17 protein-coding genes are annotated in these 25,697 nt (G+C 42.3%); 6 read left to right on the top strand and 11 right to left on the bottom strand.

Annotation, left to right across the window (positions count from 1 at the left end; genetic code table 11):
* Positions 1–34: 34 nt before the first annotated feature.
* The 5 genes from J0L60_09210 to J0L60_09190 are packed head-to-tail and all read right to left on the bottom strand — an operon-like array spanning position 35 to position 10,567.
* Positions 35–2,446 carry a glycosyl transferase family 36 gene (locus tag J0L60_09210; GenBank protein MBN8546296.1) on the bottom strand — a complete coding sequence of 804 codons (2,412 nt, stop codon included), beginning with the start codon at positions 2,444–2,446 and terminating at the stop codon, positions 35–37.
* Between the two features lie 12 nt (positions 2,447–2,458).
* Positions 2,459–5,257 carry a hypothetical protein gene (locus J0L60_09205; GenBank protein MBN8546295.1) on the bottom strand — a complete coding sequence of 933 codons (2,799 nt, stop codon included), beginning with the start codon at positions 5,255–5,257 and terminating at the stop codon, positions 2,459–2,461.
* A 6-nt stretch (positions 5,258–5,263) separates the two neighbouring features.
* On the bottom strand, positions 5,264–6,625 hold the full coding sequence (locus J0L60_09200) for a hypothetical protein (protein MBN8546294.1): 1,362 nt from the start codon (positions 6,623–6,625) through the stop codon (positions 5,264–5,266).
* Between the two features lie 4 nt (positions 6,626–6,629).
* The gene (locus tag J0L60_09195) at positions 6,630–8,063 is read right to left on the bottom strand and encodes a phosphoglucomutase (GenBank protein MBN8546293.1); all 1,434 of its coding nucleotides are present in this window, start codon (positions 8,061–8,063) and stop codon (positions 6,630–6,632) included.
* A gap of 8 nt (positions 8,064–8,071) precedes the next feature.
* On the bottom strand, positions 8,072–10,567 hold the full coding sequence (locus tag J0L60_09190) for an Ig-like domain-containing protein (protein ID MBN8546292.1): 2,496 nt from the start codon (positions 10,565–10,567) through the stop codon (positions 8,072–8,074).
* A 198-nt stretch (positions 10,568–10,765) separates the two neighbouring features.
* On the opposite strand from J0L60_09190, the gene J0L60_09185 reads away from it, so the two are divergent.
* Positions 10,766–11,764: an alpha/beta fold hydrolase gene (locus J0L60_09185; protein ID MBN8546291.1), complete on the top strand. Its 999-nt coding sequence runs from the start codon at positions 10,766–10,768 to the stop codon at positions 11,762–11,764.
* A gap of 21 nt (positions 11,765–11,785) precedes the next feature.
* Here the strand turns inward: J0L60_09185 and J0L60_09180 are convergent, their stop codons facing one another.
* The gene (locus J0L60_09180; GenBank protein MBN8546290.1) at positions 11,786–12,421 is read right to left on the bottom strand and encodes a protein-L-isoaspartate(D-aspartate) O-methyltransferase; all 636 of its coding nucleotides are present in this window, start codon (positions 12,419–12,421) and stop codon (positions 11,786–11,788) included.
* Positions 12,422–12,708: 287 nt separating this feature from the next.
* Between J0L60_09180 and ugpC the strand changes: the two genes are divergently transcribed.
* Positions 12,709–13,815 (top strand): sn-glycerol-3-phosphate ABC transporter ATP-binding protein UgpC, encoded by a 1,107-nt coding sequence (gene ugpC, locus J0L60_09175; GenBank protein ID MBN8546289.1) that lies wholly within the window; start codon positions 12,709–12,711, stop codon positions 13,813–13,815.
* 42 nt (positions 13,816–13,857) lie between these two features.
* Here ugpC and J0L60_09170 read toward each other — a convergent pair whose 3' ends face one another.
* From J0L60_09170 to floA, 5 genes are read right to left on the bottom strand one after another with little or no spacing between them, the layout of a single operon-like run.
* Positions 13,858–14,613 carry a DUF3298 and DUF4163 domain-containing protein gene (locus J0L60_09170; GenBank protein MBN8546288.1) on the bottom strand — a complete coding sequence of 252 codons (756 nt, stop codon included), beginning with the start codon at positions 14,611–14,613 and terminating at the stop codon, positions 13,858–13,860.
* A gap of 20 nt (positions 14,614–14,633) precedes the next feature.
* On the bottom strand, positions 14,634–15,395 hold the full coding sequence (locus tag J0L60_09165) for a DUF3298 domain-containing protein (protein MBN8546287.1): 762 nt from the start codon (positions 15,393–15,395) through the stop codon (positions 14,634–14,636).
* 54 nt (positions 15,396–15,449) lie between these two features.
* Positions 15,450–17,432 carry an ATP-dependent helicase gene (locus J0L60_09160; protein MBN8546286.1) on the bottom strand — a complete coding sequence of 661 codons (1,983 nt, stop codon included), beginning with the start codon at positions 17,430–17,432 and terminating at the stop codon, positions 15,450–15,452.
* A gap of 5 nt (positions 17,433–17,437) precedes the next feature.
* Complete coding sequence (locus J0L60_09155) at positions 17,438–18,112, bottom strand: hypothetical protein (protein ID MBN8546285.1); 675 nt, start codon at positions 18,110–18,112, stop codon at positions 17,438–17,440.
* A 4-nt stretch (positions 18,113–18,116) separates the two neighbouring features.
* Entirely contained in the window at positions 18,117–19,112 is a 996-nt protein-coding gene (gene floA, locus J0L60_09150; protein ID MBN8546284.1) for a flotillin-like protein FloA, read from the bottom strand.
* Between the two features lie 253 nt (positions 19,113–19,365).
* Between floA and J0L60_09145 the strand changes: the two genes are divergently transcribed.
* The 4 genes from J0L60_09145 to J0L60_09130 all read left to right on the top strand — a co-directional run bounded on the left by J0L60_09145 (position 19,366) and on the right by J0L60_09130 (position 24,908).
* Positions 19,366–21,855: an ATP-dependent Clp protease ATP-binding subunit gene (locus J0L60_09145; GenBank protein ID MBN8546283.1), complete on the top strand. Its 2,490-nt coding sequence runs from the start codon at positions 19,366–19,368 to the stop codon at positions 21,853–21,855.
* A 52-nt stretch (positions 21,856–21,907) separates the two neighbouring features.
* The gene (locus tag J0L60_09140; GenBank protein MBN8546282.1) at positions 21,908–22,201 is read left to right on the top strand and encodes a 4a-hydroxytetrahydrobiopterin dehydratase; all 294 of its coding nucleotides are present in this window, start codon (positions 21,908–21,910) and stop codon (positions 22,199–22,201) included.
* A 71-nt stretch (positions 22,202–22,272) separates the two neighbouring features.
* Positions 22,273–23,544 (top strand): peptidase M64, encoded by a 1,272-nt coding sequence (locus J0L60_09135; protein MBN8546281.1) that lies wholly within the window; start codon positions 22,273–22,275, stop codon positions 23,542–23,544.
* On the top strand, positions 23,544–24,908 hold the full coding sequence (locus tag J0L60_09130; GenBank protein ID MBN8546280.1) for an NAD-dependent succinate-semialdehyde dehydrogenase: 1,365 nt from the start codon (positions 23,544–23,546) through the stop codon (positions 24,906–24,908). The genes J0L60_09135 and J0L60_09130 overlap by 1 nt, the downstream gene beginning before the upstream one ends.
* The last annotated feature ends 789 nt before the right edge of the window (positions 24,909–25,697 follow it).

Raw genomic sequence — 25,697 nt, 5'->3', positions numbered from 1 at the left:
TGATGTAATTATCGGGCAGCTTTTTTTGTTAAGGTTATTTAGAGAGGAAGAGGAGATTCAGATTTCCTCCCGGAATCAGATTTTCCTGAGGTATAAAATTATCCGGCATCAGGTTGTTTTCGAGATACAAGCCGGGAGTTTCATTTTTACCGGCTCTTTTCACTGTAAGTGACAGATTACAATTCCTGAACTTCCGTGAAGCCTTAAACCCGTTCCAGTAAGAAGGAAGTGCGGGGGATATTGCAATTCCTGTAAAGCGGGGTTGAAATCCGATTATGTAATCCATACCAATCCGGAGCATCCAGACAGCGGTTCCTGTAAGCCATGAATGGCTCGCCTGTCCCTCGGTCGGGTGGTCAGGACTCGTTATATACTCTGCGAAGACATAGGGTTCGACTTCATAAATGTCGATTCTCTCAGAGGAATTTGCGGGGAGCATCCTTTTGTAAATGTCCACAGCCGAATCGATATCACCTGCATATATTGAAGCCATGATGAACCAGGAAGAAGCATGATTAAATATTGCTCCGTTCTCTTTTTTACCCGGTACACATCTGCTGATTAAGCCGGTATTTTCCTCCACTTTTGTGTAGGAGGGCCAGCAAATCTGAATTCCGTTTGGACGGAGCAGTTGTTTTTTAACTGATTCAATACACTTTTTCGCTCTCTCTTCGGGAGCCATTCCCGAGATGACAGCCCATGACTGTGAGTTTATAAAAATCTTGCCCTGTTCACTTTTATGAGTGCCGAGAGGTTCCATAAAATCGTTGAAGGCTCTGATATACCATTCACCATCCCATGCAACTTCATTAATAAGTTTTTCCATGTGAACAAAAGCAGTGCTCCAATGTTTGATTCTTTCCTGATCATTTCTTAAACCAAGAAGGGGGAGAGCTTTTTTTATCACATAACCGAGGAAGAAGGCACCCCAGATGGTTTCGCCCTTTCCGCGCGGACCTACCTTGTCGAGAGTATCGTTCCAGTCACCGTTCATGATTTTGGGGAGGCCCCTTTCACTTACAGCAGAAATAGCAAAATCGAGTGCTCTGGCGGTATGTTCATAAACAGTAGCTTCGCCTTCGTCATAGAATTTAACCACTTCATCGAGAATTGAAAAATCGCCCGTCTCGTTGAGGTATTCAGTTACTCCAAAAGGAATCCAGAGGGGAGTGTCGGAGTGATTTGTTTTTTCTCCCCATTCAGTAATCTTAAAAAAGTTGTGGAGGGTGGAACCGTCATTAAACTGGTATTTTAAGGCGTTTAGAATTCTGGCTTTAACCCGTCCCGGTTCGGGGAGGAGCATGCCAAGAATGTCCTGGAATTGATCCCTGATACCGTTTCCGAAGAGGAGGCCGCCGTGATAATATCCTGAGTTTCGTGCCATGTCGAAAGTAACAGCCGCCTGATATTGATTCCAGACATTGAGCGAAGCGTTCAGTTTTTCATCTGGAGTTTCTACAGAAAAGTGGCCTAGATAGTTTGTCCAGTATTCTTTTACTTCAGCAAGGAGGGAATCAATCTTATTGATATCCTTTAGTGCTGACCATTTAAGTTCGTTGTATTTGAACTCTGAATCCGACTCGTTTTTGGGAGCCACACCCATGATTATTGCAAATTCAACTGATTCACCCGGATTAAGAGAAATTCTGTTTTGAAGTGCTGCAACAGGATCACCGGCTGTAATTTCGGTGTTGAACATTTCACCTCTCTCCACAGCTTCCGGATTGGCTTCAGAACGCCACCTGCCGATGAATTTATCCAGACTTCCATCGAATCCTGTAACAGGGAGGGTGGAAGTGAAGAGGAGGTCATATTTCCAGTCGAGATTTGGTTGTTCCACACTGACTTTTTTATTGAGTACCCAGTATCTGCGGGTGGCAACGAGTGTGTCATGTTTTTTGTCGAAGTGAATATCGGTGAAATGCTTGTCATTTGGCTGGTTGATTATATCGTTGAGGGCATTTCCCATCATAAGTTCTGCGAAGGAATAAATCTCCAGATTTCTCGTTTCGTTAGAGAGATTTTTAAGAGAGACCCGCCACACTTCGGCATTAATTTCACGGGGAACAAAGTATGTTATATTGCCTTCGATTTCTGAAACAACCGTCTTTATGGAAGTGTAACCCTGACCGTGCCGGCACTCGTATAGGTCATATTTTCTCTCGATTGTCGGTGCCCAGCTAAGAGAGTGGTACTCACCTGATTTTGCATCTTTAACCATGACATACCTGCCGGGTCTGTCCCATGGGAGGCAGTTATAACGCATTCTGGTCAGTCTGTTGTCACGGGGAGTTTCAAGGAATGAAAAACCTCCGCCGGTATGTGAAATCATCCCTGCAAAGTCCTTGTTCCACATATAGTTAAACCAAGGTCTTGGAGTGCGGGGATCGGTAATTACAAATTCGCGGTAGTCTTCGGTATAGTAGCCGTATTTATTCTTTATCATCTTTTATATCAACTAATATTTTAACAAATAGGTTTTAAGTTTTTTTGCACCGATCTTGACGGACAATTCATTCGGTACTGTCAAATTTTTGTTTTCCAGAATTTCCTCTTCAAGTGTGGTTCTGGAGACATGTTTTGGAGGAATTCCGAACGAAATTTTACCCGAAATTCCTTCTTCGGTCGGATTATAGACTCTTATTACATACTCGCCGTCTTCTTCAGATTCCGCCCTTTTAAAACAACTGAATATCAGGTTTTCAGGCTCAATCTTTATGAATGACATGGTCGAGGGCATCGTACCGTTAGCTTTGGAGCTGATAACAGCCGAAAGGGGAAGATTGTATTTCATCGCTTCAGGATAAACATTTCCATCCGACCAGTCACCTTTAAAGGGATAGAATGCCAGTTCGAAAGATTGTTTTCCAAGGCATTGTGAGCCCTTTAATTCCGAGTAATCTTCCACAGAACTTGGAGAAATGATGTAATTGAAAGACCTCAGAAGTGTAATAGCGATTGTGTTCTGGGTATCGGGAAGAATTTCGTATTCTTTCAGACCTTTGGTGAAGATAGCAGCACCGTTTCTTCCGTCTGAAACCGCCATAAACTGATGCATCGGGAAATCGTACATCGGTTGTTCTATCCAGTTGCTAGTATCGGGTCTCTCAACACTTCTTTCAACCACATCGAATTGTCCTTCACCGTAGTGGGTTTTTATTTTCAAACCGGTAGGGAAGAGGAGTCTAAGGCGATGGCTCTCGGCTTTGTTGTTCACATCCACTTTGATTTCAACTTTTTTGGCACCCTTTTCGAGTGTTACATTCAGTTTTATCGGTACCACCGTAAAGTCAGGATTTCTGCCCTGTCTCTGCTTTAAATTGGAGGGGAGGGAGAGATACTGCCTGATCTGCACGGTTGCGGAGTGAGGCGAGTTTTCGATCAGTTTTACCTTTGCTTTTGACTCATCAGTTGTGACAAACGGAGGGAGAGGTTTGTTGACCCATGCGTGTCCGCCTTCACCTTCGTCATAAATATTTCCGAGATTGTTGTAATAGAATCCCGTTTCTTTGTGGAAAACATTGAAGGTACCATTGTCGTTAAAAGTAACCTGCAAGTGTTCATTGTCAAGTTTTGTTTTTTTCTTTTTACCCGTTGCGATAAATTCTGACTCAAGCGGGAGGAAAGAATCGGGAACAACTGCATAGGATGTGTAACCGAGAGGAGCAATATTGGTTAGTGAAACCAGTACTTCATACCTCTTTGTCTTAAGATACATCGGTCTGTTGATCATTTGTTCGAGAACAGGTTCAACATCATATTCCTCAAGAATGGAGAGGGAAAGACTTTCACCGTTTTCATTAATGATTTTTAATGACCCTGCAATTGCTCTGTCGGGTATGTCGATCATCAATCTCATTGTTTCGTTTCTGAGGTATGAAGTCGGATTGAAAACGGTAAGAAACTGAGGATAGTCGGGATGAGCATATTTCTCGAGTTTGCCCGAATGGTCAATGTTTTTGATAAAATATTTGCATGCCCGCTCAAAGACACCGGTTGAAATTTCTTCGACCTGTTTGTAGCGCGACATCATGTCGTCGTGGATTGCATCAAGTGAACATCCGCCGATAGAGTCGTGGGCTGAGTTTTGAACCAGATAATTCCAGGCGATATCGAGGTATTTGTGGTTTATGTCATTTCCCAGCATCCCGGAGAAAGAGTTGAAAGGCTCTGCATAAAACTGAAGGAAATTTTCCACTTCAAAATTCCTTTGTTTCAGGTACATTCTTGCGCTCGTCGTGTAGCCGTACATATTTCCGCTTCTGGCGTCGTATTGTGCACTTCTTCTTTCACCCGTAACATAGGCTGCCTTTTCCTCATCAAATGTTTCTGCGAGGGCAGCGGCGTAATCTTCGAGAGTGGAGTGAATTACATTAATCTCAGGGAATTCCTTTTTAATGTCCTCGATAATTTTGACAGTTTTTTCATTCGGACCCGACGAATCGTGACCTTCCATCCAGATGACATGCGGAGTGGTGAAATCATCAGCCTGACGGTTTACGATATCCTCTACAGAAGGTCTAACATTTTCAGGGTAGTAGTGATCGGGGTATTCCGCCATGAAAAAATCTTCCTTGTAGAGCTTTTCATCGGCAAAATGAAACAGAACACCACCCTTGTTCCATGGATGTTCAACATCATAGGGGGTTTCGTTGTGGACGACAGTTCTGTAGATATAGAAGTAAAAATTATACCGCGGCATGGTCGAAAATCTCGATGCGAGGGCTGTTGTACCATCGGCACCTTCCCATACAAATTCAGCTTTAGGCGACTCCAATGAATTTATTCCGCGGTAGAACATGATCAGTTCTATTCCGAATTCCTTGTAAATCTGGGGAAGTTGGGAGATTTGTCCCCATGAGAAAGGGGAGTAGCCGATTTTGGAGACACCACCGTGTTCCTTGCATATTTTATGACCGATCAGCAGATTCCGCACGAGGTTTTCTCCACCAACCTGGAACTGCTCGGGAAGGATGAACCAGGGACCTATCAGTAATCTTTTTTCCTCGACGAGTTTTACGAATCTCTCTTTCATCTGAGGCTTCACCTCGAGGTAGTCGGTAATCACAATCGACTGACTGTCGAGATGAAATGCACGGTAGTCGGGGTTGTTTTCGAGTATCTCAATCACTTTGTCTATCATGTCAACGAGCATTTGCCTGTTTCTTTGGAAAGGAAAGCGCCACTCCCTGTCCCAGTGGGTATTGGAGATTACATGAAAGACTTTGTTTTTCAGGTGGTCATCAAACTTTGACATAACTTCTCAAATATGATTTAGAAAAAGATGTTTTTTAAAGATTACTTCGGGAATGCCTCCATTGGCAATATAAGTTGCTGCGGAGAGATTGTGACCCGCAGTTTGTGCGAAAGGTACGGCAATCGCCATCCCGATACCTGCGGCACGAATAGCCAGGTTGCCGCTTTCTGAATCCTCAAATCCGATAACCTGATCGAACTTCTCGACAGGGACGGAAAGTTTGTGGAGGGCAATTGAGTAAAGGTCGCGAAAAGGTTTCAGCCTTATTTCACTTGAATCGGAGGCGGTTATTACTGCATCGTAAAACTGATTGTGGTCTGTAAATAAGGAGCACAATTCTGCAATTTCACCGGAACTAAGTCCTGTCTCAACAAGCTGTTCACGAAAAACTTCGAAAACCTGATTGAGCACTATGTCAGCTTCGTATCTGATTGAAGAGGTGACAACTGCTATCTTGACAGGGGTGTGCTCAAATTTCGCGGCGAGATGCTGCAGAAATCCCATTTCTGATTCGATGTCCAGTGAAGAATCATTCAGGATTTCAAAATTCTTTATCAGATAATTTTTTAATGCAGGGATTTTCCCTTTTAGTTTTCCTTTTAAGAGGAGCAGAAGAAACAAGGCACCCGGCATCGGTTCAATCAGGTGTCTGCCAAGAGGCAGGTTCAGCTCTTTTATTATCTGTGCACCCTTGCCTTCGGCGATTATGGCAAGAATTTCGTGGTAACGGGCATAGTAGATATCGATTGCTGCCCTTACAACTTCGTGTTCGGTTTCAATTCTGAATTCATTAAGGTTGTGAGTTATCAGCGATTGAAGTTCAGGTGAGTTCTCAAAAAATTCAGATCCCTTTTTTGCTATGGCATCAACCTCAGCGGCTTCCCACAGATTGTTAAGACCGAGCGAAACAAGATTGTTCTTTACCTCGGCAATTCTGTTCGGATCCTTCCCAAAGCAGATGGTTCTGACGGCAGCTTTGATAAATGCCCTTTTAAGCTGTTCGATGTTTATATCGTCACGGTAGGTTTTTATCAGGTATTCTACATGCTTGGTTGTACTGTTACCGATGATGTTGGGGTAGTCTTGTTTTTCATTCAGTCCCTCCCAATCCTGTTTTGACATTCTGCCTGTAATCTGTCTTACCATAAACTCAAGAGAGTGAATGCATAGAACTTCCGTTGTTGTGGTAGTTCCGTCCATATCCATCACGACGGCAGTGATATCGTCCACATTTTTGAGTTTTTTTGCCAGTGGAACAATTTCAAACCGGGGGAAAATATATCCCGGATTTTCTATCATGGCAAAATCTTCACCCATTCCGTTATAGAGGAAGGGGATTTCTGATTTTTCAATATATTTAATTGACATGGTATTAGTTATTCTTTTTTTGAAGCAGGAGTTCGATTCCTGCATTTAATAATGTTTCCGGTTCATCCGGACTGTCTCCCTCGGCATAAAACCTTAGCAGAGGTTCGGTTTCCGAGCTTCTGATCAGAAGCCATCTGGAATTACCTGACAGCCTCAACTTCATTCCGTTTACAACACCGGTAGCAGAGTAGAAAAGGGAAGTGCCGGTGATTTCAAATCCCGCCAACTCTTTTGGTGTCGATTCGACAAGCCGGGGAAGCAGTTCCATCCTGTCTTCTTCGTTGTAGGAAAAGTCGATCCGTTTATAATTTATTTCACCGAATTTTACCCGCTTGGCTTTGACATAATCACTTAATTTGTTGTAATCAGAATCAGCAAGCATCTCGAGCATCAGCATGGCAAAAAGGATACCGTCCCTTTCGGGAATGTGGCTTGTGATGCCAAATCCGCCGCTCTCTTCGAATCCCATGGCTACACCACCGGCAAGCATTTTTTCGGTGATATACTTAAAGCCGACCTGTACTTCCCTGATTTTTCTTGAAGGGGTTTCGAGAGCGAATAATTTGTCGGTCACTGAGACTGTCTTCACGATGTCGCCATCTTCCGAGCCTGTTTCGAGCAGATAATCAGTAAAGAGGAGAATAGTCTCCTGAGCACTCAACCATTCACCATTGTCCATCACAAAAGCAACCCTGTCAGCATCACCGTCGGTTGCTATACCAAATGCGTAATCTCCCTTAAGAATTGCTTCTTTAAGAGGGGCGAGATTCTGATCAATCGGCTCAGGTGATCTTCCGTTAAAGTCGGGGTCAGGCTCACCAAAGATGGTTTCACACTCAATTTTTTGTCTTTGCAGAAGAGTCTGAATCAGTGTTCCGCCTGCACCACCCATTGAGTCGATCAGTACTTTTAATTTTTTCTTTCTTGCACTTTTGAAGTCGATTCTCTCGACAAGGGCAAGTATATAATCTTCAAGTATGTCAATAGTTGCAAGATTATCGGAAGACTGAATCAAATTGTAATTGATGAAAGATTCTACTCTCTTTGTATTTTCGGTAAGAAAGGGACCGCCATAATGTCCCTTGAATTTTACGCCGCTGAAACTTGCGGGGTTGTGACTCGCGGTAATCATTACACCTGCATTGAATCCACCCTTTTTCACGGCATAAGAAAGGACAGGTGTGGGAGTAATCTTATCGCTCAGAGTAACTTTAATTCTGTTTCCTGCCAAAACTCTTGCAAAGAGGGTTGCATACTGTTTTGAGTTTTTTCTGCCGTCGTAACCAACTACAACCGAAGGTGAAATAATTTTATGTACAGTCGAGAGCAAATAATCGGCGAAAGCCTGGGCAACCTCGGCAATCGACTTGTTATTTACTTCCTCGTCAATTATCCCGCGCCATCCATCCGTTCCAAAAACTATCTTTTTTGAAGTCATATTAAATTCTATTTGTTAAAGATCATTTTAATTGTTTTTCTTTCATTACCGGCGATCAGGTTGAAGAAATAAATTCCGGATGAAAGTCCTGAACCGTTGAATCTGACGGAGTGAAATCCTGATTCAAATTCTCCGTTCAACAAGACGGCAATTTCTCTACCCATAACATCATAGACTTTCCCGGTGACGAATCCTTTTTGGGGAAGTGTAAATGAAATCACAGTTTCCGGGTTGAAAGGATTGGGATAATTTTGCTGAAGTGTGAAGTGTTCAGGGGTTCCGCCCTCATCTTCAATTCCTGTGAAAGTACCATTGAATTGCAGATTATCAAAATAGACTGATCCCTGATTGTCTGCGATGTCTGTCTGCTGGAGAACAAAGCCTTTAAACTGAGTATTTCCGGCAGAGTTATCGAACGGAATGTTGAAAAATCTCCAACCGTAAAAGTTGATTCTTCCCATATCCACCAATACTTCAGAAGAATTTTCGAGAATCATCGAAAGCTTGCAGTTGTTCAACTCGCCGAATATCCAGATTCCGACAGTCGAATTTCCGGTTGGAAGCAGATGCCCCGTCGATTTTTTAAGGACGATTTTGCCGTTTTCAGTTCCGGTAAACTTGTAGCCGAGCTTTCCGGCAAAGATACCGCCCTTCTTCTTTTCAGAGGTTATGCTGAAATTGGTCAAAGTGGTATCCACACCTGTGGTGCCGGGCGTTTGAAGCGGATTGCCCCATGTCGAGTAGCCCTCGAACCTGTCAACAATGTTACCATCGGCATAATTAACAATCGGTACATGGAAGTTTATATCAAAGTCCTGTGGCAATCTGTTTCCAACCCGGTCGCTGATGTTGCTCTTTAGTTTGAGGAGATAGAATTTACCTCCCGTGAGAGCTGTGACTGTTTTGAAAGCCAGTCTGCCGTATTTCCCGTCCCAGTTAAACGACATTGCAGAAAGAGGAATATTATTATTCACACCATCGCTCAAAGAGATGTTCTGAGCATAGTTGGCGATTTCTTCATTGAAGACGATCATCATCTCAGCAAATGTACCAACATCGGAGCCTGAGGGATAATATTTAACAATCTGAGGAGGGTCATTGTCGGGCATTGAAGTAGTGAAATTCAGGAAGAAAGGGTCGCCTGCTGTTCCGTTCCCGTCACCGTCGATGGAAGTGCCGTAAATATTTTTTGCTGTTGTGTCTACTTTCAAGGTATAGGCTGTATTGTAGCTCCAAAGTCCTTTTGGGGTTACCACCGCCTCAAAAGCGGATGGAAATGAAACTGCAAAGGTATCGGCAGGGGAGACTGAAATGGCATTTCTGACAGTATTGGTATCCATTTGCAGATTGAATGTAAGGCGAAGAGGATTAAAAACCTTAAAATCATTACTGCCGTTTAATGGAAATGAAGAAGTTATTTTTGGTGCGATACTTTGAATCAGAGATAAAACCCCCTGACGAATATTCTGAATGTCATTATCGACAAATTTTTGACCGGGGCAATCGGTAGCGCAAGCCGCTCTATGACCGGAAATGTTATTGATTGTCAATCCTGATGATGCGTGAAAAGATATCCCGAGAGGATTGATCGTCCTCTGGTCGGCTTTCCATGCGAGTAATTTTGTCAGTGATGCCTGAAGTGCCGCCGAAGGGGAAACGGTAGTATAAGTACCGAGCATTGAAACACCCATGGTACCGCCGTTATAACCGCAGAAATGGGCACCTACAACATTATCACCGCCACCTCTGCCTTCATATATAACACCAGTAGGTGCGACGAGATAGTTGTATCCGATGTCGCACCAGCCGTTGCTGGCAGTGTGATACTGGTAAATGGCTCTAACTGCTGCTGCCCAGTCAGTGATGTTGTTATTGTCATCGGTATGGTGAATGATGAGATGAGTTACATTCGTTGAGGAAGCACCACAGTTGCTGTTTTGTCCAATCGGACATCCCCAAGCTGTCCTGCTCACAACAGGTGGCTTAGGATAAGTATCCTGTGTCACTGAAACTTCCGGTTCAGCAGGGTTTGAAATTCCCGGATTGATAAAAACGAGTTCAACTCCGGTGATCTCAACACCTGCAGCCTCAGCAATCACGGTAACTTTCACCATCTTACTTGAAGGTTTTGCGAAGTAAAGAGGGGTAAGAATTGTGGTTTTGGAGATTATTGGATCACCATCCTCATTTGCGTGCATTTTGTAATCCACACCATCTACGGTGAGAATAAAACTTATTACTTCGGGAGTTTTGAATTTCCCTGATACTTTTATTCCCGTTGCTATGAAAGGGGCGTTCGTAAAATCGGGTACAGCCACTTCCGGAGAAATTATTGCAGATCCGGAAACTTCCGAAACAAAACGGTCCTGATTTTGTAAAATAAATCCATTTTCCTTTGAAAAGCCCGTCAATTCGAGATTTTTAGAAATCTCCTTGATCTTTGGTTGACCGGTTTGGGCTAAGAAAGGAAAACTTAAAATCAGAAATAATAAAACTGCACGCATTAAATACCTGTTCTGCTAAATAAATAAAATTCAATCTTAAATTTAACTGTTTACAGTGATTAAATATCCATAATAATCAATCTGTTAAAACTATTATCTTCACTTTTCCGGATTAAAAAAAATGAATCGATTCTCTGATTCATAATAATTTTTGCAATTTTGAATCTCTTAATTTTATAAAATCAGAAAGAATTTGAAATGAAAAAAGGACTTGCTCTTTTCCTGTTGGTTCTGGGTGGAATTGTATCCGGTCAGCAACAGTTTTATAGTGCCGGTGACTTAAAACTTTCTTCAGGCGAGACCCTCAATGATGTAAAAGTCGGGTACAGAACATTTGGCAGGATGAATGACGACAAATCAAATGTCGTTGCATTTTTAAGCTGGTACGCAGGATCCTCTGAAGACATGATCGCGAGTCTCGGTAAAAACAAACTTATCGATACCACCATTTATTTCACAATTCTCATTGATGCATTGGGAAATGGAGTTTCCACCTCCCCAACCAACTACTCAAAGCCGGTTTTTCCTGATATCACAATTTCTGATATGGTGCAAAGTGAATACCTTCTCCTTTCAAAGCATTTTGGTCTTAAGGGGATCCATGCTTTTATTGGCGGTTCGATGGGGGGAATGCAGGTTTATGAGTGGATGGTTGCTTATCCCGGATATGCTAAAAAATACATTCCTTATGTGGGAACACCTATTCAAAGCAGCGGTAACCAGATTGTCTTTGAATCTTCTCTGCTGACACTTCAGACCATTGAAAAATATGGAGTCCCTGATTCCGTTGCAAACAAAATTTTCGATCTGAATTTCTACCTCCTTGCACGAACTCCTTCACAGATTGACACTAATTTTACACCCGATGAGTATAAAGACTTGCTCGCAAAGTTCAGGGGAAAAACAGCCGAGAGGTTCCCGGCAAAGAATAGAATCGCCCAAATGAAAGCCATGATAACGCATGATATCACAAGGAATTACGGCCATTCATTTGAAGAAACTGCGAAAGCTGTGAAGGGGGAAGTGTTTGTAATTGTTTCGGCAACAGATCACCTGATTCTGCCGTTTCAATCGATAAAATTCGCCAAAACGCTGGGTTGTGATCTTTTGATTTTACAGAATGACTGCGGTCACCTTGCACCCGGATGCGACCTGAAAGTGGTATCCAATGCCGTCGCCGGATTTCTGGGTAAATAGTTTCTGAGTTAAAAGGAGAGATTATTTCCTGAGGAAGGGAACAAACTTGACCTTCATGGCGTCCTGCCGCTCAATTTTGCCGTTTTTCTTCTGGAGGATAACGAGTGACTGAACCGTCCCGGACTGTCCAAGAGGAATGATCATTCTACCACCTTCCTTCAGTTGGTCGACCAATGGTTTTGGGACATCTTCGGGAGCAGCAGTTACAATTATCGCATCGAAGGGGGCATATTCAGCCCAGCCGTAAAATCCGTCTCCGGCTTTTACTTTAATGTTTTTGTAATTAAGGGAATCGAGCAATTTCCGGGCATTATTTGCTAAATCGTCAAAATACTCTATAGTATATACTTCCTTGACGATTTCTGCCAAAACAGCCGCCTGATATCCTGAACCTGTACCAATCTCCAGTACTTTCATCTCTTTTGTGGGATTTACCGCCTCTGTCATGTAAGCCACAATATATGGCTGCGAAATTGTCTGGTCAAGTCCAATCGGGAGGGCACCGTCATCATATGCATACTGTCGGTATCTTTCGGGTACAAAAAGATGTCTCTTGACCATTCGCATCGACTTAAGCACCAGATCATTCTTAATCCCGCGGGCGATAAGCTGATCTTTTACCATCGAATCCCGTTTTGCGGAATAATCATCGTTCATGTAGGAAGTGTCCTTGTTTTCGATGTCAGGCAAATAATGATTGCTGCCGTTGGAATTTAACTGGAGTAACAGATAAATAACAGCCGGCACAACGACTAACAAAACTATAAAAAGATACTTTAATTTGGGTCGAATCATATATTTCTGAAAAGTGACGGGTAAAAATAAAAAAGATTCCTGAATTTTGATAAAAAAATGAGATAAACGGTTTTTACAGTTTATTTTTTCATAAATATCTCTTATTTTTGAAACATTAATGTAAGCGTTTACATTCAAGGAGAAATGGAATGGCTGAGGTAAAACTTCATAAGATATCAAAGACTTACGAGGGGGGCAACAGGGTTGTCCACTCCGTGGATATCGAGATCAAAGACAAGGAATTTGTTGTGCTTGTTGGTCCGTCAGGCTGCGGGAAAACCACAACACTAAGGATGATTGCCGGATTGGAAGAGATCACCGGCGGTGAACTCTTTATCGATGGTAAACTGGTGAACGATTTACCACCAAAGGATCGCGATATAGCCATGGTCTTTCAAAACTATGCTCTCTATCCTCACATGACTGTGAGAGAGAACATGTCTTTTGGTCTTAAATTAAGAAAAATGCCCAAGGCTGAGATAGAAGAGAGAGTGAACGAAGCAGCATCCATTCTTGAACTTGGTGAATATCTTGACAGAAAACCCAAAGCTCTTTCAGGAGGACAACGCCAGCGGGTTGCAGTAGGCAGGGCTATCGTCAGAAAGCCCAAAGTTTTTCTTTTTGATGAACCATTGAGTAACCTCGATGCCAAACTAAGAGTCCAGATGAGAGCGGAAATCTCGAGGCTCCACAAACAGCTTGAGGCAACCATGATTTATGTTACTCACGATCAGGTTGAGGCAATGACGATGGGAGACAGGATATGCGTCCTAAATGCCGGATATGTGCAACAGTTTGATGAGCCAATGAACCTTTATGAAAAACCTGCAAATAAATTTGTTGCCGGGTTCATCGGGAGTCCGTCAATGAATTTTATCCCCGGGAAGATCACTCGTCAGCTTAACAATTATACTTTTGAAAGTGAGGGGGGTAAAGTTTCAGTTGAATTCGACAGGTCAAAATATGACAAATCACTCGGAAGTGCTGGAAATGTCATCGCAGGGATAAGACCTGAACACTTCAGACCTCATTCAGCCATCGCAAAAGAGGGTGTTAATGTAGTTGAAGCCGAACTTGATCTTGTCGAATTGATGGGAAATGAAGAGTATCTTCATTTTACGGTGGAAGGAATTAAATTTGTTGCCAGAGTAAATACCGGTATCAGATACAAAGCGGGTGAAAAAATCGAACTGGAATTTGACACATCGGCAGTTCACCTTTTTGACGCTTCTTCAGAGGAAAATCTGCTTTTGTAGAAAAGGATGAGACCGGAGCCAACTCCGGTCTCTTTCCAAAAATCAGAACAGAAACTTCAAGGGACCATCTTTTTTAATGCAATCCTTGATGGCAGAGTATGGAATTTCCAGTTCTGTAGGACCACCTGCATAAGGGGCAATTTCATATGAATTGTAGAAGAAGCTCAATCCTGTTTCAGTAACGAGGAAATTTTCGTTCAAATAAAATTTCCCGCCTTCAAACCAGTAACCTGCCTCGTTTAAGTCTCCATCACCAATCCCAGTCTGTTGGCGAAATATCTTATCTCCTGCCGCAGTTACCTTCTCATAAGTACCGGGAACCAGCAAATCAGCGAGGGATAGAATGGACCCCGTACTTACATCAAAATTATAGTACCCGAGAAAACCGTTTCCATGAGCACCGCCGGAATAGTCGTAATCGCTTTTTATTATGGATACAATCTGACCTCCTGTTTCAGTCACAGAAATTTTGGCTTCGTACATCCAGTACATACCCATCGTTTCTTCGGTTTCAAATTCCTTGTACAGCTTAATCATGTCGTCAACCGCTGACTTAACGGAAGTGGTCTCACCCGGAAGTTGTTGCCTTACAAATTTGTTTAATATTTGTGCTAATTCGGGAAATCCTTTAGTTTCATCAAAAACGGGCCATGAGATGTCGATTATATATACAGAGTCCCGGTTGTATTTTTCGCTGTTGTAGATTCTGCTCTCGGTATCCATTGTATATAAAACAGTTTGAGCATTCACTGAAACAAAAAGCGAGATAACGAACAGTAATGAGAAGAATCGGGTCATTTGGTATAGTATCCTTTTGATTATTTGGAGAATGATTTTAAGGGGCCATTTTTGTTGATTAATGATTTTATGCTTTTCCAGGGTATTACCAATTCTGTAGTACCGCATGCATAACATGTAATTTCATACTGGTTGTAGTAGAATGTAATCCCTTTTTTTGTAAAAAGGTAGTTTTCATTCAGATGAAACTTGTTATCTGTAAACCAGTAATCACCCTCAAGACTTTGGTTTGGCTTCAGGCCTTTAAGTTTTCTAAAAATCTTTTCTCCTTCTTTTGTCAGCGCAGGAAGGAAATTTGCGTTCATAACATCTTTCAGGAGCAACAGTTTATTGTTTTTCAGATCGTAGTTGAAGTAATTCACCCATGCTCCACCATGAGCACCACCGCTGTACTGGCTGCCGGAATGTGTGAAGGTTCCGACTTCTTCAGTTAATTTGTTATAGTCAAGGATTTTCTCAAGCATCCACTGCATACCCATTCCTTCACCTTCGGCGTATAATTCCTTGTGTTCTTTTACAGATTTGTCAAACAAGGCTTCAGGTGAACTTTCTTTTTCAAAAACTATTTCTGCCACCTGTGCGTTAAGAAATTTGGCGGTATTCGCTGCAGCACCTGTACCAGAGAAGACAGGATATTCAAGATGAAAATCCAAAAATTTCTCGGAGGCATTTTTAGGATTGGTATAAGCCTTAGTGAATTTTTCCTTTTTCACTGTAAGACCGGTCTGACCGAAGATTACAGGAGAAATGAAAAGGAGGGCTAAAAGAGCAAATTTGAACATAAATTTTCCTTTTTTTATTGATTATATCGTGATTATAGAAAAAAGTTTCATCTGCTACTCTTCGAGCAGATAACCTTCTGCAATATCGGGGGTGATATTGTTCAAAAATCTTGTAGGTTTCGAGAAAGTTACACCCATTTCACGGTCAAAAACCTTCATGGGATAAGTAATAAAGAGATTTTGTTTTGCACGGGTGGATGCAACATACATCAATCGGCGCTCTTCCTCAAGTCCTTCAGCAGTCTCTATAGATCTGATTGACGGAAAGAAACCATCAATAGCATGCATTATAAAAACTGAGTGCCACTCAAGTCCTTTTGCAGAGTGAATGGTGCTGAGAGTCAGTTTTTCATCCTCTTTATCGGGACTGTCGAGATCTGAAATGGAATCAAGCGGTGGTTCGATCGCCATGTCCGACAAAAAGTCGTGTAGGGTATCATACTTTTCTGTGATGTTTAAAAGAGTATCGATATCCTTTGACCTCTTGTTAAAATCGTCGTACAGATCCTTAAAAAGGGGATAGTAATAATTCACAACAAGTTGGGTCTTCTCAGTTGGAGTATCTTGCCTGACATACAATTTTCTCATCATTTCGAGGAGTTTCAGGCATTTTGTCGCAAAAATCGTGTTTGCCGAAGCACTTACTTCCTTTGTTATTCCGGCCTTGCCATCGGATATCTCGTTTAATATTTTTCGGGCTGTTTTGGGACCTATGCCTGCGTGCATCATCAGAATCCGGTACCAGCTTACAAGATCAAGCGGATTCAATAACACCCTCAAGAACGCCAGAATATCTTTGATATGGGCAGCTTCCACGAATTTTATTCCGCCAATTTTAACAAATGGTATGTTAGCCTTGGTGAGTTCTATTTCCAAATCAAACGAGAAAAACGAGGAACGGAACAGAACAGCGATGTCAGAGAGTTTTACGCCTTCTTCCCTTAAATCGAGAATTTTCTGGACAATAAACCTGCTCTGCATACTCTCGTTTTCAGATGCAATGATGTACGGCAGTTCACCATCCGGTCGGTATGAATACAACGACTTCTCATACTTCCAAACTGCAGCGTCCTGAACCTTGTTCGCAAAACTTAAAATCTGTGGAGTGCTGCGATAGTTTTCCTCAAGTTTTATCAGGGTCGTTCCGGGAAAAAGCTCCGGGAACTGCATAATATTCCTGAAATTGGCACCACGAAACGAATAAATCGATTGCAGGTCATCACCCACAACCATTATGTTTTTGTTCGTTTGTGTCAGCGACTCAACAAGTTCCGCCTGCAGGTGGTTAGTATCCTGATATTCATCAACCATTATGAAATTGATCGAATTCAGAATCCTTTGCGCAGTCGGGGAGTATTCAAAGAAAAAATCTCTCAGATAGATCAACAAATCGTCAAAATCCACAAGGTTGTTTTTCTTCTTGTACTCGGTATATGCAATATGAAGCTCACTGATTTTTTCAATATGCCGCATAAAGTGGGGGAATTCTTCCTCGACGATTTCATCGAGATGTCTTCCTGTATTCACACTTAAACTGAAAATCTTGAACAAAGTCTGCTTGTTGGGGAATCTGACTTTCTCCTCGATTGCGCTCGATTCAGATCTTATCAGATTAACCACATCTTCAGAATCACCCTGATCGAGGATCGTGAAATTCGGTTGAAGATGTGCTGCAACTGCATATTTTCGCAGAATCATATTAGCGAATGAGTGGAATGTACCCCCCTGAATTTTTGAACATCTCTTGTCCAAAAGCAATTCAGCACGGTGCATCATCTCATTTGCTGCTTTGCGGGTAAAAGTAAGTAACAGAATGGAGGAGGGATCGTAACCGATTTCAATAAGCCTGGCAACACGGTATACCAGAGTGCGGGTTTTCCCTGAACCCGCACCTGCAATAATCAGAAAACTGCCTTCTTCAGCTCTTGCCGCTTCATACTGTGCAGAATTGAGTGAATTGACATAATCGATTGCGAATTTTGACTCATCGTAATTCTTTAAGTATTTACCGGGAGAGGTAATATTCCTTAATTTTATTGTTTTTATGCTCTTCTCCAACTTGCTCCGCGTCTTCTTAATATCTCACTCATGACTATTGCGTCCCGGACATTCCCGCGATTCCGAAGCAGGGTTGCATATCCTCTGCTTCTTGTACTGCTGGTAATATCCAGGTCTGCCTCGTAAGAGTGCCTTAATAAATCTTCCTCAGCCTGTTCAAACCTTCTGTTAAGTTCCTCTACTGAGACGGGTTCAATCGCCTCGTAAGAGAATTCTTCCGCACTTGGTTTGAAGCTGCTTCCCTCTCCCTGATCCTCTTTAATAAGGGGTTCTTTTTTCTGGTACTCCCTGTATCCACCTTCTTTTACAGTTTCTTCGAAAGGAGTGTAATCAGATTCTCTTTCAGGTGACTTAACTGTGGGAGTTTTGCTTCCGCTCGTTGGAGGTACCTTCGCCGGGGAAGTGTAGCTCTGCTCATCAGTTTGAACTCTTCCAAAAAGTGCCTCCAACTCCTTAAAAGCATCACTCGACTGTGCCATTTCAGTTTGTCGCTGAGTGCTTTTGTAAGTTGTATACTCCTTCGGAACAGGTCTCTGTTGAGGTTTTGGCTGTTGTTTGCGCTGTTGCGGTACATTTGGTTCATTCTTCTTCTTCAACCCGCTTATGAGGGAGAAAAGAATAAACAAAACAAATACAACAATTTGAACTATGTCTTCCACGGTCTTAGCTTGTCGGTTTCGATTTTGAATCGTCAGGTCTGGCTATTGATTCTCTCATGGAGGTGTCAGCCTGAACATTTTTTAAATTGTAATAATCCATAATTCCAAGGTTACCCGATCTGAATGCTTCGGCAATTGCTTTTGGCACTTCGGCTTCGGCTTCAATCACTTTGGCTTTCTGGCGGGCTACTTCTGCATTCATTTCCTGCTCAAGGGCAACTGCTGCAGCTCTGCGCTCTTCTGCGCGGGCACGGGCGATTTGAAGATCTGCCTGAGCCTGATCTGCCTGAAGTTTGGCACCGATATTCGCACCTACATCCACATCAGCGATGTCGATTGAAAGAATCTCGAATGCGGTACCGCTGTCAAGTCCCTTGCTTAAAACCACTTTGGAAATTGAATCAGGATTTTCGAGCACATGTTTGTGACTCTCGGATGAACCGATTGTTGATACGATACCTTCACCAACTCTTGCAAGAATTGTTGCTTCTCCGGCACCACCAACGAGTCTTTCAATATTTGTTCTGACCGTAATTCTTGCAACTGCTTTCAACTGGATACCATCCTTTGCCATCGCAGCAACCAGTGGAGTCTCAATCACTTTAGGATTTACCGACATTTTAACGGCTTCAAGTACATCCCTGCCTGCCAGATCGATAGCGGTAGCCCGCTCGAATGAAAGGTTTAATTGTGCTTTATCTGCAGAAACAAGAGCCATTACTACTTTGTCAACATTTCCACCTGCTAGCAAGTGAGCTTCAAGTTTCGGAATCTCCACTTCAATTCCTGCCTTCGTAGCTGTGATTTTGGCTCTTACAATTACATTCGGGTTTATTTTTCTGAGTCGCATTCCAACAAGATCTTTGAATATCTTTACTTTAACACCGGATGAAACCGCGGTTATCCAAAGTCCGATAGGAACGAAATATAAAAAGAACATTAAAAAGATTACAGCACCAACGATAAAGAATATCATTGTACCGGATAAGATATCTTGCATTATTTTTTCTCCAATAAGATTTATTAAAAAGTCCTCTCAAGATAACAAAATCAGATGAATTAAAGGATAAAATAAATTGGTATTTAAGAAACATTTTTGCAAACTGTTTTGTTTAATTAAATGGAGAGGAGTGCTTTTCCGAGGGAGGATGATTTGGTCACTATTTTTTATCTGAAACATCCGGGAATTGCACAAAAAGAATTTAATATATATATTCGATTAGTTATTTAAGAAAAAAACTTAGGACAACAAAATGGATGGAAGTTTTTCGGACAGGCTGCAAGATGTAATAAGGCTCAGCAGAGAAGAAGCTGTAAGACTTGGACATGATTATATCGGCACAGAGCATCTCCTGCTTGGGATTATCCGCGAGGGCCAGGGCGTAGCTGTTCGGATTTTGAAGAATCTCGATTGTGATTTACTTGAATTAAAAAAAGTAATAGAAGATTCTTTGCGTTCGAGTGGTGGTACACTCACTATCGGCAATTTGCCATTGACTAAACAGGCAGAAAAGATTTTAAAGATCACTCAGATAGAAGCAAAAATCTATAAGGCTGATGTTATCGGTACTGAACATCTTTTGCTTTCTCTTCTCAGAGATGAAGATACCCTTGCAACTCAGATTCTGATGCAATTCGGTCTGTCGTATGAGGCAGCAAAAAGTGAATTGAACAGCCTGCTTTCAAGCAGGGAAAACCCTGACAAGTCTTCGCAAGGGTCGGTTCCACCTGCTCAAGGGAAAAAAACAGAGAAGACTAAAACACCAGTTCTGGACAATTTCGGAAGGGATCTCACCAAACTCGCCATCGAGGATAAACTCGATCCCGTTATCGGCAGAGAAAACGAGATTGAAAGAGTCGCCCAGATACTCAGCAGAAGAAAGAAAAATAATCCGGTACTTATCGGTGAACCCGGTGTTGGTAAAACTGCCATTGCCGAAGGTTTGGCTATTAGAATTATACAGAAAAAGGTTCCCAGAATCCTTCAGGACAAAAGAGTTGTTACTCTCGATCTCGCCGGACTTGTGGCAGGAACCAAATATCGCGGTCAGTTTGAAGAGCGAATGAAAGCCCTCTTAACCGAGCTTGAAAAAGCAAAGGAAGTAATCATTTTTATTGATGAACTTCACACCATTGTTGGTGCCGGTGGAGCTTCAGGCTCACTCGATGCCTCAAACATGTTCAAACCTGCACTCGCAAGAGGTGATTTCCAGTGTATAGGTGCCACCACACTCGATGAATACAGAAAATACATCGAGACAGATGGTGCACTCGACAGAAGATTCCAGAAGGTGATGGTTGAACCGCCAAGTTATGACGACACTATCAAAATCCTCGAGAACATTAAAATTAAATATGAAGAACATCACCATGTGAGTTACTCAACTGCCGCCGTTGAATCTGCAGTGAAGATGAGTATGCGGTACATCACCGACAGACATCTTCCTGACAAGGCAATAGATGTGATCGATGAAGCGGGAAGCCGCGTTCACATGAGAAATTATGAGGTTCCTGTCGAAATTCTCAAGATGGAAGACGATGTTGAAAATGTGAGAAAAGAGAAGGCTGCCGTCGTTAAGCGACAGGATTATGAGGAAGCCGCCCGTCTCCGCGACACTGAAAGAAACCTTCTTGCAGAACTCGAGAAAGCCAAAGATGAATGGGAATTGAAATCGAAAGAAAATATCTTCGATGTTACAGAAGAGGATATCGCCACTGTGGTCGCCATGATGACAGGTATCCCTGTTACAAGGGTTGCTCAGACCGAATCTGATAAACTCCTGAATATGGAAGAAGCTCTTAAAGGGAGCATCATCGGTCAAGATGAAGCAGTTAAGAAACTTACAAAAGCGATCAGAAGAGCAAGAGCGGGATTAAAGAACCCCGACAGACCTATCGGAAGCTTTATTTTCCTCGGACCAACCGGTGTTGGAAAAACCGAACTCTGCAAGGTCCTTGCGAGATATCTCTTCGATACAGAGGATGCCCTCATCAAGATAGATATGAGTGAGTACATGGAAAAATTCGCCGTATCGAGACTCGTTGGAGCGCCTCCGGGATATGTCGGCTATGAAGAAGGCGGTCAACTGACTGAAAAAGTCAGAAGAAAACCTTACTCGGTGGTACTTTTCGACGAGATCGAAAAAGCTCATCCCGATATCTTTTCGCTCCTGTTACAGGTACTCGATGAGGGAAGACTGACCGACAGCCTCGGAAGAAAAGTGGATTTCAAGAACACAATAATCATAATGACTTCAAATATTGGTCTTAGAGATATAAAACCGCTCGGTTCCTTCGGATTCAATGCTGACGGTGTAGCCGACCAGTATAATAACATGAAGAGCGTCATTGATGATGCGGTGAAGAAACTTTTCAGTCCTGAGTTCCTCAACAGACTCGATGATCAAATCGTTTTCAGAAATCTTACGAAAGAAGATATTTTGAAAATTATTGATGTTGAGATCAAGGATCTCCTGAAGAATATTCATGACAACAAACTTGAGCTCGTGATAGAGGATTCTGCAAAGAATTTCCTTGCAGAAAAAGGCTTCGATCCGAAATTCGGTGCCCGTCCTCTAAAAAGAGCAATTCAGAACTATATTGAAGATCCTCTCTCGGAAGAAATTCTTAGAGGGTCATTCAAAGACGGAACCCGCGTGATTGCCCGACATGTTGACGATAATGATTTTCTTGTCTTCATGGATGAAAAATCACTCGAAGTCGGAACCGATCTTAGTGTTTAATTTCAATTAGGCTATCTTCGGATAGCCTTTTTTTATTTTACGGAGGAACAAAATGTTAAAACTGCCCGATGAAATGATCAATAACGAACTCGCAGGCTTGAACGGCTGGCAGAGAGAGGGTGATGCGATCACCAAAATATACAACCTTGGTAATTTTTCCGAAGTTGTTCAGGTCGTGAACAGAATCGCCGAACTGGCAGAAGACCAAAACCATCACCCGGATATCCTTATGTTCGGTTGGAACAAGTTGAGAATCACAACTTCCACCCATGATGCCAACGGAATTACAGGCAGGGATTTTAAATTGGCTTCGGCAATTGATCATAAAATATTTTCTGAGAGATAACCAAATCTTTTTAAACTAAAAAAAAGGCAGAAAATCAGTAAATTTGTGCACTATCAATTATACGGTGTACAATGAGAATCTTATTTTTTGTCCTTTTTGTTTCCACTTTGGCTTTTTCTCAAAGTGATTTCAATAATTATTTTGAGAAAAAGACACTTCGTCTGAACTACATTCACTCGGGCAACAAGACCGATGACTACTTCTCCTTTGGAAGTCTGATCGAGGAACCCTTCTGGGGAGGTCCCGTTAAAAAAATGATTGACCCCTTCAATTATGGCAAATACAAACTCGAAGTCTTCGACAAGGCTTCGGGCAAACTGATCTATTCAAAACACTACTCTACACTTTTTTCCGAATGGCAGACTACCAAGGAAGCCATGAAAATCAACAAGTCATTTGAAGAGAGTGTCGTTTTTCCATACCCGAAAAATCCCGTTCTTATAACGATTTCTTCAAGAAAAAAGGACCTTTCTCTCGAAAAGAGATATGAACTTGAAGTGGATCCGAAGAACTACTTCATCAAAAAAGACAGAAAAAATGTCTATCCCTCATTTCAAGTTGTGAACAGTGGCGACCCTTCTGAAAAAGTGGATATCGTGATAATACCCGAAGGCTATACCGCCAAGGAAATGGATCAGTTCAAAAAAGACTGCAACCGCTTCGCTCAGTATCTTTTCAATTCATCTCCCTATAAAGAGAATAAAAATTTCTTCAATATCTGGGGAATTGAGGCACCTTCTGCTCAATCGGGAACAGATATTCCTAAAGAAAAAATCTATGTGAATACTGTTGCCGGGTCTTCTTTTTATACCTTTGATGAAGAACGGTATCTGATGACAGAAGAGTATAATGATGTTCGGGACCTCGCTGCAAATGCTCCTTATGATCAGATCTATATCCTCGTAAATACCGACAAGTATGGGGGTGGTGCTATCTACAATTACTACGCCACCTGTGTTAATTTCAATATCTATTCAGAATATGTATTTGTTCACGAGTTCGGACACGCTTTTGCATTTCTTGCCGATGAATATTACACAAGCTCAACGGCTTATAACGATTTTTATCCTCTCGGGGTCGAACCTCTCGAACCAAATATCACAACTTTAGTCGATTTTGGCTCAAAATGGAAAGAACTCGTTAAAGAAGACACACCAATTCCAACCCCTGCAACCAAGGAATTCGAAAAGAAACTCGGTGCATTCGAAGGTGGTGGTTATGTGGAGAAAGGCGTTTACCGTCCAAAACAGGACTGCTCAATGAACTCCATTTCAGTTGACAACTATTGCACAGCCTGCAAAAGGGCAATTCAAAAAATGATAGATTACTACACAGGAAAATAATGTTTCAGTCGATTAATCCCCATAACGGGGAAGTGGTTGCAGAATATTCCGTGATGAGCCCCTCAGAGGTTGCATCCGTGATCGATCAGGTTGATGAGGCTTTTCACTCTTTCAAAAAAACAGGATTTGAAGGAAGAAAATACGCACTCAAAAAAGCAGCAGAAATTCTCCGCTCCAGAAAAATGGAATTTGCAAAATTGATGACCACCGAAATGGGAAAACCGGTTTTGCAGGGAGTAGCTGAAGCAGAAAAATGTGCCTGGGTCTGTGACTACTATGCCGACGGAGCTGAATCATTTTTACGGGATATGACCATTGAAACAGATGCCAGAAAAAGCTTCGTTTCTTTTCAGCCACTTGGTGTGATTCTCGCAATCATGCCGTGGAATTTCCCTTTTTGGCAGGTGTTTAGATTCGCAGCACCCGCTCTTATGGCAGGAAATGGTGTGCTTCTGAAACACTCACCAAATGTCACAGGATCTGCCCTTTCAATCGAAAAGGTCTTTAAAGAAGCAGGTTTCCCTGATAATGTTTTCCGGACTATTGTTACTGAAGTGGAAAATGTAGAAGGTATTATAAGAAACAAAAAAGTCGCAGCAGTCACTCTTACGGGAAGTACCCGGGCAGGGAAGTCAGTAGCTCAAATCGCGGGAAGCGAATTGAAGAAATGTGTCCTCGAACTCGGCGGCAGCGATCCTTATATTATCATGAATGATGCTGATATCGAGTCCGCTGTCAAGGCATGTCTGATTGGTAGAATGCTCAATACAGGACAAAGTTGCATCGCTGCGAAAAGACTTTTGATCTTCGAAAAAGTCTATGATCAATTCAAAGAACTTTTCCTGGCTGAAGTAAAAAAACTTAAGACGGGTGATCCAATGGATGAAACAAATTACATTGGAGCCATAGCCCGCAAGGACTTACGGGATACAGTTCACGCCCAGGTACAAAAGACAATTGAACTTGGAGCCACCGTTTTGGCAGGCGGATATATCCCCGAAGGCCCCGGTTTTTATTACCCGCCGACTGTACTCGAAAACATTCCAGAAAACTCTCCCGCTTTTTGTGAAGAGATTTTCGGTCCCGTGGCACTTCTTTTCAAAGTTAAAACTCTTGAAGAAGCCATCTTTCTTGCAAACTCAACTGACTACGGACTCGGCAGTGCCATCTTCACATCAGACCTGGCAAACGGTGAAACAATTGCCAAATCAATGCTTGAATCAGGTTCAAGTTTTGTGAATTCCTTCGTCAAAAGTGATCCCAGATTACCCTTCGGTGGCATAAAGCAATCAGGTTACGGCAGGGAACTATCACCCTTCGGCATAAAAGAATTCGTAAATGTGAAGACCGTTTATATTGCATGATTGAGCCCGGGTGGTGACATTTGTCTGAAGCTGGATTTACAGGATTAAAGGATTTGCAGGATTCCCCAATCCCAAGAAAGCCCTTTAGGGCGAAATATGTGTAGAATACAAATCATCTAACCCAAGAAAGCCCTTTAGGGCGACATATGGGTAGATCATAAATCATCCAACCCAAGAAAGCCCTTTAGGGCGACATGTGTATAGAACCATATCACCCAATCCTAAGAAAGCCCTCGGGGCGACATGTGTGTAGAATACAAATCATCCAACCTCAAGAAAGCCCTTCGGGCGACATATGGGTAGAACCTCGGCAATAAACCCCAAGAAAGCCCTTCGGGCGACATATGGGTAGAACCTCGGCAAAAAGCCCCAAGAAAGCCCTTTAGGGCGACATATGGATAGAAAAAAGTTCTACTCCAATACCCAGGAACTCTCATCAGAACGATCTTAGATTATGGTCCCTCAGCCACATAAAAAATAATTCGTTCGTTCTTAAAAACACATCCACATGTCGCCCTAAGGGCTCTTTTTCAGTTGGGTGCTGAAATTCTATCCATATGTCGCCCTAAAGGGCTCTTTTTAGGTTGGGTGCTGAAATTCTATCCATATGTCGCCCTAAAGAGCTTTCTTCCGGCTTGTTAAAATTCTATCCATATGCCGCCCTAAAGGGCTCTTTTTTTTTGTTGGGTGCCAAATTTCTATCTACATGTCGCCCTAAAGGGCTCTTTTTGGGTTGGGTGCCATATTTCTATCCATATGTCGCCCGGAGGGCTTTATTTGGCTTGGGTG

The sequence above is a fragment of the Ignavibacteria bacterium genome (assembly GCA_017302895.1).
Classification (GTDB): domain Bacteria; phylum Bacteroidota; class Ignavibacteria; order Ignavibacteriales; family Ignavibacteriaceae; genus UTCHB3.
The sequence above is the reverse complement of the archived record's forward strand: the minus strand, read 5'-3'. Positions and strand labels throughout refer to the sequence as shown.